General features: G+C 58.2%; 11 protein-coding genes and 1 tRNA gene. All 12 read right to left on the reverse strand.

The annotated features are described in order from the left end of the window. Window positions 1-78: 78 nt before the first annotated feature. The 12 genes from fusA to APH33_RS21905 all read right to left on the reverse strand — a co-directional run bounded on the left by fusA (window position 79) and on the right by APH33_RS21905 (window position 15,397). Complete coding sequence (gene fusA / locus APH33_RS21850; RefSeq protein ID WP_054887144.1) at window positions 79-2,226, reverse strand: elongation factor G; 2,148 nt, start codon at window positions 2,224-2,226, stop codon at window positions 79-81. A 30-nt stretch (window positions 2,227-2,256) separates the two neighbouring features. Continuing rightward, complete coding sequence (gene rpsG / locus APH33_RS21855) at window positions 2,257-2,727, reverse strand: 30S ribosomal protein S7 (protein ID WP_003246741.1); 471 nt, start codon at window positions 2,725-2,727, stop codon at window positions 2,257-2,259. Between the two features lie 106 nt (window positions 2,728-2,833). Beyond that, entirely contained in the window at window positions 2,834-3,205 is a 372-nt protein-coding gene (gene rpsL, locus APH33_RS21860; RefSeq protein WP_003255492.1) for a 30S ribosomal protein S12, read from the reverse strand. 211 nt (window positions 3,206-3,416) lie between these two features. After that, complete coding sequence (gene rpoC, locus APH33_RS21865) at window positions 3,417-7,616, reverse strand: DNA-directed RNA polymerase subunit beta' (protein ID WP_054887145.1); 4,200 nt, start codon at window positions 7,614-7,616, stop codon at window positions 3,417-3,419. Between the two features lie 64 nt (window positions 7,617-7,680). Next, a complete protein-coding gene (gene rpoB, locus APH33_RS21870; RefSeq protein ID WP_054887146.1) occupies window positions 7,681-11,754 on the reverse strand; it encodes a DNA-directed RNA polymerase subunit beta in 4,074 nt (1,357 codons plus the stop codon). A gap of 219 nt (window positions 11,755-11,973) precedes the next feature. Next, complete coding sequence (gene rplL / locus APH33_RS21875) at window positions 11,974-12,342, reverse strand: 50S ribosomal protein L7/L12 (protein ID WP_054887147.1); 369 nt, start codon at window positions 12,340-12,342, stop codon at window positions 11,974-11,976. A gap of 78 nt (window positions 12,343-12,420) precedes the next feature. Further along, window positions 12,421-12,921, reverse strand: coding sequence for a 50S ribosomal protein L10 (rplJ, locus tag APH33_RS21880; protein WP_003257082.1), 501 nt, complete (start codon window positions 12,919-12,921; stop codon window positions 12,421-12,423). Window positions 12,922-13,119: 198 nt separating this feature from the next. Then, window positions 13,120-13,815, reverse strand: a complete 696-nt coding sequence (gene rplA, locus APH33_RS21885; protein ID WP_027919361.1) for a 50S ribosomal protein L1 — start codon at window positions 13,813-13,815, stop codon at window positions 13,120-13,122. After that, window positions 13,815-14,246 carry a 50S ribosomal protein L11 gene (rplK, locus tag APH33_RS21890; protein ID WP_003255500.1) on the reverse strand — a complete coding sequence of 144 codons (432 nt, stop codon included), beginning with the start codon at window positions 14,244-14,246 and terminating at the stop codon, window positions 13,815-13,817. Before rplK ends, rplA begins: the two co-directional genes overlap by 1 nt. 119 nt (window positions 14,247-14,365) lie before the next feature. Continuing rightward, the gene (nusG, locus tag APH33_RS21895) at window positions 14,366-14,899 is read right to left on the reverse strand and encodes a transcription termination/antitermination protein NusG (protein ID WP_003255501.1); all 534 of its coding nucleotides are present in this window, start codon (window positions 14,897-14,899) and stop codon (window positions 14,366-14,368) included. A gap of 9 nt (window positions 14,900-14,908) precedes the next feature. Then, window positions 14,909-15,277, reverse strand: coding sequence for a preprotein translocase subunit SecE (secE, locus tag APH33_RS21900; protein WP_054887148.1), 369 nt, complete (start codon window positions 15,275-15,277; stop codon window positions 14,909-14,911). 44 nt (window positions 15,278-15,321) lie between these two features. After that, a tRNA-Trp gene (locus APH33_RS21905) sits at window positions 15,322-15,397 on the reverse strand. Between the last annotated feature and the right edge of the window lie 71 nt (window positions 15,398-15,468).

Consider the following 15,468-nt stretch of genomic DNA (forward strand, 5'->3'; position numbering starts at 1 on the left):
GGTGCCGACGTTAACGTGGGGAAGGGAACGATCAAATTTTTCTTTAGCCACGACAGTGAACCTCTTGCCTAAAGGGGATTAGCCTTGTTTTTTAACGAGTGCTTCGACGATGTTCGACGGAGCTTCGGCGTATTTGGAGAATTCCATGGAGTAGCTTGCGCGACCCTGAGACATGGAACGAACGTCGGTCGCGTAACCGAACATCTCTCCGAGCGGAACTTCAGCGCGGACGACGCGGCCAGAGACCGACTCATCCATACCCTGTACCAGACCACGACGACGGTTCAGGTCACCCATCACGTCACCCAGGTAGTCTTCCGGGGTTACAACTTCGACCTTCATGATCGGCTCGAGAACCACGCCACCGCCCTTCTGGGCCAGTTGCTTGGTTGCCATCGAAGCAGCGATCTTGAACGCCATTTCGTTGGAGTCGACGTCGTGGTACGAACCATCGAATACCGCGGCCTTCAGGCCGATCAGAGGATAACCGGCAACAACGCCGTTTTTCATCTGCTCTTCGATACCCTTCTGGATCGCAGGGATGTATTCCTTAGGAATCACACCACCAACGACTTCGTTGGCGAACACCAGACCTTCGGTGATGTTGCCCTTGTCGTCCTGATCCGGCTCCGAGAAACGGATCCAGCAGTGACCGAACTGACCACGGCCGCCCGACTGACGAACGAATTTGCCTTCGATTTCGACGTTGGACTTGGTGATCTTCTCGCGGTACGAAACCTGCGGCTTGCCAATGTTGGCTTCGACGTTGAACTCGCGCTTCATGCGGTCAACGAGGATGTCCAGGTGCAGCTCGCCCATACCGGAGATGATGGTCTGGCCGGTTTCTTCGTCGGTCTTGACGCGGAACGACGGGTCTTCCTGGGCCAGTTTGCCCAGAGCGATACCCATCTTCTCCTGGTCAGCCTTGGTTTTCGGCTCTACGGAGAGCGAAATTACCGGCTCAGGGAAGTCCATACGCTCGAGGATGATCGGCTTGTCGGCATTGCACAGGGTGTCACCGGTGGTGACGTCCTTCATGCCGATCAGAGCAGCGATGTCGCCTGCACGTACTTCCTTGATTTCTTCACGCTGGTTGGCGTGCATCTGCACCATACGACCAACGCGCTCTTTCTTGCCCTTGACCGAGTTGACGACGGAGTCACCAGAGGTCAGGAAGCCCGAGTAAACGCGGACGAAGGTCAGAGTACCAACGAACGGGTCGGTGGCAATCTTGAATGCCAGAGCCGAGAACGGCTCGTCATCGCTGGCGTGACGCTCGTCGTACTGCTCAGGAGTGACTTCATCCTTCGGCACTTCGGCCAGATCAGGGTGGATACCCTTGATCGCAGGAATCTCGGTCGGAGCAGGCAGGAAGTCGATGACGGCGTCGAGAACCAGGGGAACGCCCTTGTTCTTGAACGACGAACCGCAGACAGCCGGAACGATCTCGCTGGCCAGGGTGCGCGCGCGCAGGCCTGCCTTGATTTCTTCGACGGTCAGCTCACCTTCTTCAAGGTACTTGTTCATCAGCTCTTCGCTGGCTTCGGCGGCGGCTTCAACCATGTTGTTGCGCCATTCGTTAGCCAGGTCGACCAGATCCGCAGGAATTTCTTCCTCACGGTAGGTAGTACCCTTGTCGTCTTCGTTCCAGTAGATGGCTTTCATCTTGATCAGGTCGACCTGACCCTGGAAATCGTCTTCTGCACCGATAGCCAGCTGGATCGGAACCGGGGTGTGGCCCAGGCGGTTCTTGATCTGGCCGACAACGCGCAGGAAGTTGGCACCGGCACGGTCCATCTTGTTCACGTAGACAACACGTGGAACGCCGTACTTGTTGGCCTGACGCCATACGGTTTCGGACTGCGGCTCAACGCCGGAAGTACCGCAGAACACAACGACCGCGCCGTCGAGTACACGCAGCGAACGCTCAACTTCAATGGTGAAGTCAACGTGACCGGGGGTATCGATGACGTTTACGCGGTAGTTGTCGTACTGACCACGGGAACCTTTCCAGAAGGTGGTAACGGCAGCGGAGGTAATGGTGATACCGCGCTCCTGCTCCTGCACCATCCAGTCGGTGGTCGCGGCGCCGTCATGCACCTCGCCCATCTTGTGGCTCAGACCTGTGTAGAACAGGATCCGCTCGGTAGTGGTAGTCTTGCCCGCGTCAACGTGGGCGCAGATACCGATGTTACGGTAGCGGTTAATTGCTGTAGTACGAGCCATAAAGCCCTCGCAAAATAATTGATGCTTGAATTAGAAGCGGTAGTGCGAGAACGCTTTGTTGGCTTCAGCCATACGGTGCACGTCTTCACGCTTCTTGACCGCAGCACCCTTGCCTTCGGCAGCATCCAGCAGCTCACCGGCCAGACGCAGAGCCATCGACTTCTCGCCGCGCTTGCGGGCGTAGTCTACGAGCCAGCGCATTGCCAGAGCGTTACGACGGGATGGACGAACTTCAACCGGAACCTGGTAAGTGGCACCGCCGACACGACGGGACTTTACTTCGACCAGCGGAGCGATGGCGTCGAGAGCTTTCTCGAAGATTTCCAGGGGGTCGCTGTTCTTGCGTGCTTTGACGGTATCCAGGGCACCGTAAACGATGCGCTCGGCTACGGCCTTCTTGCCGCTTTCCATCACGTGGTTCATGAACTTGGCGAGGATCTGGGATCCGTACTTCGGATCGTCAAGGATCTCACGTTTTGCTGCTACACGACGTCTTGGCATGATAAGCCCTCAAACGGTCTTCAGGTTAGCCCGGGACGCGGGTCTTCGACCCCTGCCCGACCTTACTCTTATCGACTCAAAAAAATGGATGTCTGCAAACGGCCGATTACTTCGGACGCTTGGTACCGTATTTCGAACGACCCTGGTTACGGCCTTTAACGCCCGAAGTATCCAGAGAGCCGCGAACGGTGTGGTAACGAACACCTGGCAAGTCTTTTACACGGCCGCCACGGATCAGGACGACGCTGTGCTCTTGCAGGTTGTGGCCTTCACCACCGATGTACGAGGAAACCTCGAAACCGTTGGTCAGACGCACACGGCATACTTTACGCAGTGCCGAGTTAGGTTTTTTCGGCGTGGTGGTGTACACGCGGGTGCACACGCCACGACGCTGCGGGCAGTTCTGCAGCGCAGGAACGTCGGACTTCTCGACCGAACGCTTACGCGGCTGACGTACCAGCTGGTTGATAGTTGCCATCTACTAGCTCCACTGATTGTCTTGCGACTCTATTGTCTTGCAAGAAAGCCAAAAATTGGCGAGACGGAGCCTCACCAAATTTAAGGGTACAAAAGTCTACGGAGGATCTTGCACCCAGTCAAGACGAGGCCCCGGCCCTCCTCGCCCGATCATCGGCAACATTTCATGTCAGCGATGGTCGTTCGAGGTTTGCCGGGGCCCTGCCCTGTACTTAGTTACCGCTGGAGTTCAGCGCTTCGGTCAGTGCGGCTTCCACCTCACTGGCGCTCACACGCAGCGGTTTGTCGGCATCACGGCGGCGCTTGCGCTCGCTGTGGTAGGCCAGACCAGTACCAGCCGGGATCAGACGACCCACGACCACGTTCTCTTTCAGGCCGCGCAGGTAGTCACGCTTCCCGGTTACAGCCGCTTCGGTCAGTACGCGGGTGGTTTCCTGGAAGGAAGCCGCGGAGATGAACGATTCGGTCGACAGCGAGGCCTTGGTGATACCCAGCAGCACGCGGGTGTATTTGGAGACGAACTTGTCTTCCGCTGCCAGGCGCTCGTTTTCCATCAGCACCTGGGTCAGCTCCATCTGGTCGCCCTTGATGAAGCTGGAGTCACCCGACTCGGCGATCTCGACCTTGCGCAGCATCTGACGCAGGATGGTCTCGATGTGCTTGTCGTTGATCTTAACGCCCTGCAGACGGTAAACGTCCTGGATCTCGTTGACGATGTATTTGGCCAGCGCGCTCACACCCAGCAGACGCAGGATGTCGTGCGGATCGCTCGGGCCGTCGGAGATAACTTCGCCGCGGTTTACCTGTTCGCCTTCGAAGACGTTCAGGTGGCGCCACTTCGGAATCAGCTCTTCATACGGCTCGCTGCCGTCGGTCGGAGTGATGACCAGACGACGCTTGCCCTTGGTCTCCTTACCGAACGCGATGGTGCCGCTGACTTCAGCCAGAATCGAGGCTTCCTTCGGACGGCGCGCTTCGAACAGGTCGGCAACGCGTGGCAGACCACCGGTGATGTCACGGGTCTTCGACGTTTCTTGCGGAATACGCGCGATAACGTCACCAACACCGATCTGGGCACCGTCAGCCACACCCACGAGGGCGTTGGCCGGCAGGAAGTACTGGGCAGGTACGTCGGTACCTGGCAGGTACAGGTCCTTGCCAGCGGCGTCGACCATCTTGATTGCCGGACGGATTTCCTTGCCTGCGGCAGGGCGATCCTTGACGTCCATCACTTCAATGTTGGTCAAGCCGGTCAGCTCATCCGTCTGACGCTTGATGGTGATGTTTTCTTCCATGCCCACGAAGGTCACGGTACCTTTCAGTTCGGTAACGATCGGGTGGGTGTGCGGGTCCCACTTGGCGACGATGGCGCCAGCTTCGACCTTGTCACCTTCCTTGACCGAAATCACCGCACCGTAAGGCAGCTTGTAGCGCTCACGCTCACGACCGAATTCGTCGGCAATGGCCAGCTCGCCGGAACGCGATACGGCAACCAGGTTACCGTCGGCACGCTCAACCTGTTTCAGGTTGTGCAGGCGAACCATACCGCCATTCTTCACCTGGACGCTGTCGGCAGCCGAGGTACGGCTTGCAGCACCACCGATGTGGAACGTACGCATGGTCAGCTGGGTACCCGGCTCACCGATCGACTGTGCAGCGATAACGCCGACAGCTTCACCGATGTTCACCTGGTGACCACGAGCCAGGTCACGACCGTAGCACTTGGCGCAGATACCGAAACGGGTTTCGCAGTTGATCGGCGAACGCACGACTACTTCGTCGATGCTGTTCAGCTCGATGAACTCGACCCACTGCTCGTCGACCAGGGTACCGGCCGGAACGATGACGTCCTCGGTGCCTGGCTTGAACACGTCACGGGCGATGACACGGCCCAGTACACGCTCACCCAGCGGCTCTACAACGTCGCCGCCTTCAATGTGCGGGGTCATCAGCAGGCCCTGGTCGGTGCCGCAGTCGATCTCGGTCACGACCAAGTCTTGTGCAACATCTACCAGACGACGAGTCAGGTAACCGGAGTTCGCAGTCTTCAGTGCGGTATCCGCCAGACCCTTACGAGCACCGTGGGTCGAGATGAAGTACTGGAGTACGCTCAGACCTTCACGGAAGTTCGCGGTGATCGGCGTCTCGATGATCGAGCCGTCCGGCTTGGCCATCAGGCCACGCATACCAGCCAGCTGACGGATCTGGGCTGCGGAACCCCGCGCACCCGAGTCAGCCATCATGTACATCGAGTTGAAAGACTCTTGGTCGACTTCGTTGCCATCGCGATCGATGACCTTCTCTTTCGAGAGGTTGGCCATCATCGCCTTGGACACTTCGTCGTTCGCCTTCGACCACAAGTCGATGACCTTGTTGTATTTCTCGCCCTGGGTTACCAGGCCGGAGGCGTACTGGCTCTCGATTTCCTTCACTTCGTCGGTAGCGTTACCGATGATGCGGGCTTTCTCGTCCGGGATAACGAAGTCGTTAACACCGATGGAAACGCCGGAAATGGTCGAGTAGGCGAAACCGGTGTACATCAGCTGGTCAGCGAAGATAACGGTCTCTTTCAGACCCACCACGCGGTAGCACTGGTTGATCAGCTTGGAGATCGCCTTCTTTTTCATCGGCTGGTTGACCACGTCGTACGGCAGGCCTGCCGGAACAACCTGGAACAGCAGCGCACGGCCGACGGTGGTGTCGACGATGCGGGTATTCTTGACCACCGAACCGTCACGCTCTCTCACGGTTTCGTTGATACGAACCTTGATTTTCGCGTGCAGGGCAGCTTCGCCGGCGCGGAACACGCGGTCGACTTCCTGCAGGTCGGCGAATACGCGACCTTCGCCCTTGGCGTTGATGGCTTCACGGGTCATGTAGTACAGACCCAGTACAACGTCCTGCGACGGAACGATGATTGGCTCACCGTTGGCTGGCGACAGGATGTTGTTGGTCGACATCATCAGCGCGCGCGCTTCGAGCTGGGCTTCCAGCGTCAGCGGCACGTGAACGGCCATCTGGTCACCGTCGAAGTCGGCGTTGTACGCGGCGCAGACCAGCGGGTGCAGCTGGATGGCCTTACCTTCGATCAGTACCGGTTCGAATGCCTGGATACCCAGACGGTGCAGGGTCGGTGCACGGTTGAGCAGCACGGGGTGTTCGCGAATCACTTCGGCGAGAACGTCCCATACCTCTGGCAGCTCGCGCTCGACCATCTTCTTGGCAGCCTTGATGGTGGTCGCCAGACCACGCATTTCCAGCTTGCCGAAAATGAACGGCTTGAACAGCTCGAGCGCCATCTTCTTCGGCAGACCGCACTGGTGCAGACGCAGGGTCGGGCCTACGGTAATTACCGAACGGCCGGAGTAGTCCACACGCTTACCGAGCAAGTTCTGACGGAAGCGACCTTGCTTACCTTTGATCATGTCGGCCAGGGACTTCAGCGGACGCTTGTTCGAGCCAGTGATGGCGCGACCGCGACGGCCGTTGTCCAGCAGGGCGTCGACCGCTTCCTGCAGCATGCGCTTTTCGTTGCGCACGATGATGTCTGGCGCCGACAGATCGAGCAGGCGCTTCAGACGGTTGTTACGGTTGATCACCCGACGATACAGGTCGTTCAGGTCGGAGGTCGCGAAGCGGCCGCCATCCAGCGGTACCAGCGGACGCAGGTCCGGCGGCAGTACTGGCAGTACGGTCAGGACCATCCACTCAGGCAGGTTGCCCGAGCCCTGGAAAGCTTCCATCAGCTTCAGGCGCTTGGACAGCTTCTTGATCTTGGTTTCCGAGTTGGTCTGCGGAATCTCTTCGCGCAGGCGGCCAATCTCGTGCTCCAGGTCGATGGCGTGCAGCAGCTCGCGGACAGCCTCGGCACCCATGCGGGCGTCGAAGTCGTCACCGAACTCTTCCAGCGCTTCGAAGTACTGCTCGTCGTTCAGCAGCTGACCCTTCTCGAGGGTGGTCATGCCTGGGTCGATCACGACGTAGCTCTCGAAGTAGAGCACGCGCTCGATGTCACGCAGGGTCATGTCCATCAGCAGGCCGATACGGGACGGCAGCGACTTCAGGAACCAGATGTGGGCAACCGGCGAGGCCAGTTCGATGTGCGCCATGCGCTCACGACGAACCTTGGCCAGGGCAACTTCAACGCCGCACTTCTCGCAGATCACGCCACGGTGCTTGAGGCGCTTGTACTTGCCGCACAGGCACTCGTAGTCCTTGACTGGGCCAAAGATCTTGGCGCAGAACAGGCCGTCACGCTCAGGCTTGAACGTACGGTAGTTGATGGTTTCCGGCTTCTTAACTTCACCGAACGACCACGAACGGATCATTTCAGGCGACGCCAGACCGATGCGGATGGCGTCGAACTCTTCGACTTGACCCTGGTTTTTCAGCAAATTCAGTAGGTCTTTCAAGGCCTTTCCTCCTGGCGGAGCAGGGAGCGGGCATTACCTGCCCCACTCCCCTTCGCGTCACGTGTTATTCGGTTTCCAGATCGATATCGATACCGAGCGAACGGATCTCTTTGATCAACACGTTGAAGGACTCGGGCATGCCCGGCTCCATACGGTGATCGCCATCCACGATGTTCTTGTACATCTTGGTACGGCCGTTCACGTCGTCCGACTTCACTGTGAGCATTTCTTGCAGGGTGTATGCCGCGCCGTATGCTTCCAGCGCCCACACTTCCATCTCCCCGAAACGCTGACCACCGAACTGCGCCTTACCACCCAGCGGCTGCTGGGTAACCAGGCTGTAGGAACCAGTGGAACGCGCGTGCATCTTGTCGTCCACCAAGTGGTTCAGCTTGAGCATGTACATGTAACCAACGGTCACAGGACGCTCGAACTTGTTGCCGGTACGGCCGTCGAACAGCACCATCTGGCCGCTTTCTGGCAGGTCTGCCAGTTTCAGCATGGCCTTGATCTCACGCTCCTTGGCACCGTCGAAGACCGGAGTAGCCATTGGCACACCTTTCTTCAGGTTGTTCGCCAGGGCGATGATCTCTTCGTCGGTGAACTCGTCCAGGTTCTCCTGACGACCACCGATCTCGTTGTAGATCTCGGTGAGGAAGGTGCGCAGTTCAGCGGCTTTACGCTGCTCTTCGATCATGCGGTCGATCTTCTCGCCCAGGCCTTTGGCCGCGAGGCCCAGGTGGGTTTCAAGGATCTGACCGACGTTCATACGCGAAGGTACACCCAGTGGGTTCAGTACCACGTCAACCGGAGTACCGTTGGCGTCGTGCGGCATGTCTTCTACCGGCATGATCACCGAGACGACACCCTTGTTACCGTGACGACCGGCCATCTTGTCACCCGGCTGGATGCGACGGCGGATTGCCAGGTAGACCTTGACGATCTTCAGTACGCCTGGAGCCAGGTCATCGCCCTGCTGCAGCTTGCGCTTCTTGTCTTCGAACTTGTCGTCCAGCAGACGGCGGCGGTCGACGATGTACTGCTGAGCCTTTTCCAGCTGCTCGTTCAGTGCATCTTCGGCCATGCGCAGTTTGAACCACTGGCCGTGCTCCAGACCGTCCAGGACTTCGTCAGTGATCACGGTGCCTTTCTTCAGGCCCGCACCACCGTCGACCACTTGGCCGTTCAGGGCAGCACGCAGACGCTCGAAGGTTGCACCTTCGACGATGCGGAACTCTTCGTTGAGGTCCTTGCGGATCTCGTCCAGCTGCATCTTCTCGATGGACAGGGCGCGGCTGTCGCGCTCCACGCCATCACGGGTGAAGACCTGTACGTCGATGACGGTACCCTTGGTGCCGGTCGGCACACGCAGGGAGGTGTCCTTAACGTCGCTGGCCTTTTCACCGAAGATGGCGCGCAGCAGTTTTTCTTCCGGCGTCAGCTGGGTTTCGCCCTTAGGCGTGACCTTGCCAACCAGGATGTCGCCAGCGCCGACTTCGGCACCCACGTAGACGATACCGGCTTCGTCCAGCTTGTTCAGAGCGGCTTCACCCACGTTCGGGATGTCCGCAGTGATTTCCTCTGGGCCAAGCTTGGTGTCACGCGCCACACAGGTGAGTTCCTGGATGTGGATGGTGGTGAAGCGGTCTTCCTGGACCACACGCTCGGACAGGCAGATGGAGTCTTCGAAGTTGAAGCCGTTCCACGCCATGAACGCGATGCGCATGTTCTGGCCCAGCGCCAGTTCACCCATGTCGGTGGACGGGCCGTCAGCCATGATGTCGCCACGCTGGACCTTGTCACCTTTGCTCACCAGCGGACGCTGGTTGATGCAGGTGTTCTGGTTCGAACGGGTGTACTTGGTCAGGTTGTAGATATCCACACCTGCTTCACCGGTCTCGACTTCGTCGTCAGCAACACGAACGACGATACGGCTGGCGTCGACCGAGTCGATCACACCACCGCGGCGAGCAACCACGCAGACACCGGAGTCACGGGCAACGTTGCGCTCCATGCCGGTACCTACCAGCGGCTTGTCAGCACGCAGGGTTGGTACAGCCTGACGCTGCATGTTCGAACCCATCAACGCACGGTTGGCGTCGTCGTGCTCGAGGAACGGAATCAGCGACGCGGCAACCGAAACAACCTGCTTCGGCGAAACGTCCATCAGGGTGACGTCTTCCGGCGCCTTGACGGTGAATTCGTTCAGGTGACGAACCGCTACCAGCTCATCGATCAGCTGCTTCTTCTCGTTCATCGCGGCCGAAGCCTGGGCGATCACGTGATCCGCTTCTTCGATGGCCGACAGGAACACGATGTCGTCGCTGACCACGCCTTCCTTCACCACGCGGTACGGGCTTTCCAGGAAGCCGTACTGGTTGGTGCGGGCATAGGCTGCCAGGGAGTTGATCAGACCGATGTTCGGACCTTCAGGGGTCTCGATCGGGCACACGCGGCCGTAGTGGGTCGGGTGTACGTCACGGACTTCGAAGCCGGCGCGCTCACGGGTCAGACCACCAGGGCCGAGTGCCGAGACACGACGCTTGTGGGTGATCTCGGAGAGCGGGTTGTTCTGGTCCATGAACTGCGAGAGCTGGCTGGAACCGAAGAACTCCTTCACCGCCGCCGCTACCGGCTTGGCGTTGATCAGGTCCTGCGGCATCAGGCCTTCGCTTTCGGCCATCGACAGACGTTCCTTGACCGCACGCTCAACACGTACCAGGCCAACGCGGAACTGGTTCTCGGCCATCTCGCCAACGCAACGAACGCGGCGGTTACCCAGGTGGTCGATGTCGTCGACGATGCCTTTGCCGTTACGGATATCGACCAGGGTCTTCAGAACCTCGACGATATCTTCTTTGCTCAGCACGCCCGAACCTTCGATCTCGGTACGACCGATACGACGGTTGAACTTCATGCGGCCGACGGCAGACAGGTCGTAACGCTCAGCGCTGAAGAACAGGTTGTTGAACAGGGTCTCGGCAGCATCCTTGGTCGGCGGCTCGCCTGGACGCATCATGCGGTAGATCTCGACCAGGGCTTCCAGCTGGTTGCTGGTGGTGTCGATCTTCAGGGTATCCGAGATGAACGGACCGCAATCGATGTCGTTGGTGTAAAGGGTCTCGATGCGGACAACCTGAGCCTTGGCGATCTTGATCAGCAGCTCGGTGGTCAGCTCGGTGTTGCACTCGGCCAGGATCTCGCCGGTAGCCGGATGAACGATGGCCTTGGCGGTGGTGCGACCGAGGACGTACTCCATCGGCACGTCCAGCTGGTTGACGCCAGCCTTCTCGAGCTGATTGACGTGACGCGCAGTGATGCGACGGCCCTGCTCGACAATGACCTTGCCAGCGCCGTCATGGATGTCCATGACCGCGACTTCACCACGCAGACGCTGAGGTACCAGTTCCAGGCTCAGCTTCTCGCCCGAAATGTGGAACACGTTGGTGGTGTAGAAGGTGTTGAGTACTTCTTCCGTGCTGTAGCCCAGCGCGCGCAGCAGCACCGAGGCCGGCAGTTTGCGGCGACGGTCGATACGCACGAACACGCAGTCTTTCGGGTCGAACTCGAAGTCCAGCCACGAACCGCGGTAAGGGATGATGCGAGCGGAGTACAGCAGCTTGCCGGAGCTGTGCGTCTTGCCACGGTCGTGGTCGAAGAACACACCAGGCGAACGGTGCAGCTGGGAAACGATTACTCGTTCGGTACCGTTGATAACGAAGGTACCGTTCTCAGTCATCAGGGGGATTTCACCCATGTAGACTTCTTGCTCTTTGATGTCCTTGATCGCTTTGTTCGACGATTCCTTGTCGAAGATGATCAGGCGCACCTTGACCCGCAGTGGGACCGCGAAGGTCACGCCACGCAGGACACATTCCTTCACATCGAAGGCGGGATCGCCCAGGCGGTAGCCTACGTACTCCAGGGCAGCATTGCCGGAGTAGCTGATGATCGGGAATACCGACTTGAAGGCCGCGTGCAGGCCGACGTCACGGAACTGATCCTTGGATGCTCCCGCTTGCAGGAATTCGCGATACGAATCCAGCTGGATGGCCAGAAGATATGGCACATCCATGACGTCCGGCAACTTGCTAAAGTCCTTGCGGATACGTTTTTTCTCAGTGTATGAGTAAGCCATCAGCGTTCCCCAGCTTGGTCACCTGCTTGTTTGGCTTCTCCCGGCGGGAGCAGCCAGAAAATCGTGCAAACCCCTTGGTTTGCGCACCCACATGGGTGTCTTGCAGCGTGTTATCGGGGCCGGCTTGACCAGCCACCAATAACGGAAAAAGGCCGGTGGCATAAGCCACCAGCCATCAGCCTTTCGCTCAACGCTCAGGCTGGCATCGCAAAGTCGAAATTACTTCAGCTCGACTTTAGCGCCTGCTTCTTCCAGCTTCTTCTTAGCGTCTTCAGCGGCTTCTTTCGAAACGCCTTCAGCTACAACCTGAGGAGCGCCGTCGACTTTCTCTTTGGCTTCTTTCAGGCCCAGACCGGTCAGTTCGCGAACGGCTTTGATCACGTTCACTTTCTTGTCGCCGGCTTCAACCAGAACAACGTTGAACTCGGTCTGCTCTTCAACAGCGGCAGCGGCGGTAGCTGGGCCAGCGGCAACAGCGGCAGCAGCGGTAACGCCGAAGGTTTCTTCCATCGCTTTGATCAGTTCAACAATTTCCAGAACGGTTTTCTGGCCGATCGCTTCGATGATTTGCTCGTTAGTCAGAGACATCACTTAAATCCTGTATTGGGGTGACAGCCTACGCAGCCATCAAATTAAACGTATGATTTTGAAAGAGTTGCGCGTGCCTTAGGCAGCAGCAGCTTCTTTCTGGTCGCGCAGAGCTGCCAGGGTACGAGCCAGCTTGCTGGTTGCACCTTGGATTACGCTCATCAGCTGTGCGATAGCCTCGTCGCGAGTTGGCAGGGTCGCCAGCACGTCGATCTGGTTAGCGGCAAGGAACTTGCCGTCAAACGCAGCTGCCTTGATCTCGAACTTGTCCTGACCCTTGGCGAACTCTTTGAACAGACGAGCGGCAGCGCCCGGGTGTTCGTTGGAGAAAGCAATCAGGGTCGGGCCTTTGAACGCGTCGTTGAGGATCGAGAATTCGGTGCCTTCAACAGCGCGCTTGAGCAGCGTGTTACGTACGACACGTACGTATACGCCAGCTTCGCGGGCCTCTTTACGGAGTCCGGTCATTGCGCCTACAGTCACACCACGGGCATCGGCCACGACAGCGGACAGAGCGACTTTGGCAGCCTCGTTGACTTCAGCGACGATGGCCTTCTTGTCTTCGAGTTTAATTGCCACGGGTTTACTCCTGGTTTTTACCGTTTCATCTGGCCGAAGCCGGATGTCGTTTTGGTGTCTGATTCGGTAAACGAATCGGGAGCACCATCTGCGTGGGCTGGGATTTTAAGGCTCGCGCCGCCTACGGTCTTGGATAGCCCCCGCCAGGCAGGGACCCCAATTTTTGCTGGTGGCGCGACAGGTCGCGCCACCATGTTCTTACACGTTCAGCGAGCTCTGATCGATGATCAGACCTGGGCCCATGGTGGTGCTCAGGGTAACGCGCTTGACGTAGATACCTTTCGAAGAGGCCGGCTTGATACGCTTCAGGTCAGCGATCAGGGCTTCAACGTTTTCCTTCAGCTTGTCAGCTTCGAAGCCGATCTTGCCAACGGAGGTGTGGATGATACCGTTTTTGTCGGTACGGTAGCGAACCTGACCAGCCTTGGCGTTTTTGACTGCGCCGGCTACGTCTGGAGTCACGGTACCCACTTTCGGGTTAGGCATCAGGCCGCGAGGACCCAGAACCTGACCCAGCTGACCTACAACGCGCATGGCATCAGGCGATGCGATGACGACGTCATAGTTCAGGTCGCCGCCTTTCATTTCGGCAGCCAGATCGTCCATACCTACGCGGTCAGCGCCGGCAGCCAGAGCGGCTTCAGCAGCTGGACCCTGGGTGAAGACAGCAACACGTACGGTCTTGCCAGTGCCGTGTGGCAGCACGGTAGCGCTACGAACGACCTGGTCGGATTTACGCGGGTCAACACCGAGGTTAACGGCGATGTCGTAGGATTCTACGAACTTGGCAGCCGGCAGCGAAGCGAGCAGAGTTGCAGCTTCTTCGAAGTTGTAGGCCTTGCCTGCTTCGATTTTCTCGGCGATTGCCTTTTGGCGCTTGGTCAGCTTAGCCATTACACACCCTCCACGTTCAGGCCCATGCTGCGGGCAGAGCCAGCGATGGTGCGTACAGCTGCGTCCAGGTCAGCGGCGGTCAGATCAGCCTGTTTAGCCTTGGCGATATCTTCCAGCTGAGCACGGGTAACGGTACCGACTTTAACGGTGTTCGGGCGAGCCGAACCACTGGTCAGGCCAGCAGCTTTCTTCAGCAGAACCGAGGCAGGGGTGCTCTTGGTCTCGAAGGTGAAGCTACGGTCGCTGTAGACAGTGATGATCACTGGAGTCGGCAGGCCGGCTTCTTGACCCTGAGTACGGGCGTTGAAGGCCTTGCAGAACTCCATGATGTTCACACCGTGTTGGCCCAGAGCTGGACCGACGGGTGGGCTTGGGTTGGCCTGGCCGGCCTTAACTTGCAGCTTGATGTAAGCCTGAATCTTCTTAGCCATGAGCTACTCCAAAATCGGGTACAAACGCCTAATGGCTCCCCGGATGACTTGCGTTTTATCCCAGTGACGACAAAACCCCGCAGCACACAGGGCTGCGGGGTATGGGATGCTTCGTCCGCCTAGACCTTTTCGACCTGGCTGAACTCGAGCTCCACCGGAGTAGAGCGACCGAAAATGAGCACCGCGACCTGCAGGCGACTCTTTTCGTAGTTAACCTCTTCGACACTACCATTGAAGTCAGCGAACGGACCGTCAATGACTCGAACCACTTCACCCGGCTCGAACAGCGTCTTCGGCTTCGGCTTGTCACTACCGTCGGCAACGCGACGCAGGATAGCTTCAGCTTCTTTATCGGTAATCGGTGCAGGTTTGTCTGCAGTACCACCGATAAAGCCCATCACACGAGGGGTATCCTTGACCAAGTGCCAGGTCCCTTCGTTCATCTCCATCTGGACCAATACATAGCCAGGGAAGAATTTGCGCTCACTTTTGCGCTTCTGGCCATTGCGCATTTCAACGACTTCTTCGGTCGGGACCAGGATCTCGCCGAAACCGTCTTCCATGCCTGCCAGCTTCACGCGCTCGATCAGAGAGCGCATTACATGCTTCTCGTAACCCGAGTAAGCATGCACAACATACCAACGCTTAGCCACGGGACACCTTTAGCCAACGATCAGGGAGACCGCCCAGCCGAGCAGGGAATCAAGCCCCCACAGCAGCAGTGCCATAACCAGCACGACAGCCACAACAATCAGCGTGGTCTGGGTGGTTTCCTGGCGGGTCGGCCACACGACTTTACGGATCTCGGTACGAGCTTCCTTCGCCAGCACAAAGAACGACTTACCCTTCGCAGTCTGCAGAGCTACAAAGCCTGCGACAGCAGCCAGGGCGAGAAGTGCAAGGACGCGATACAGGATCGGAGAGGCGGAGTAATACTGATTACCCACGACACCAACAACCACCAAAGCCACTACAGCCAGCCACTTGAACAGATCAAAACGCGATTCTTGGGCTTCAGTTTTGGGGGTCATCGAGGAGGATCCTGTAAGAAGAAAGCCATCACACCGAGGTGAAATGGCAGGTCAGGAGGGAATCGAACCCCCAACCTACGGTTTTGGAGACCGTCGCTCTGCCAATTGAGCTACTGACCTGTAACGCTGTATCAGGCCGGCCATTATACCGGCCTGATCAAGTAAATCAACTACTTATTCAATAATTTTTG

This window comes from Pseudomonas sp. NBRC 111130, assembly GCF_001320485.1.
Taxonomy (GTDB): Bacteria; Pseudomonadota; Gammaproteobacteria; order Pseudomonadales; family Pseudomonadaceae; genus Aquipseudomonas; species Aquipseudomonas vlassakiae.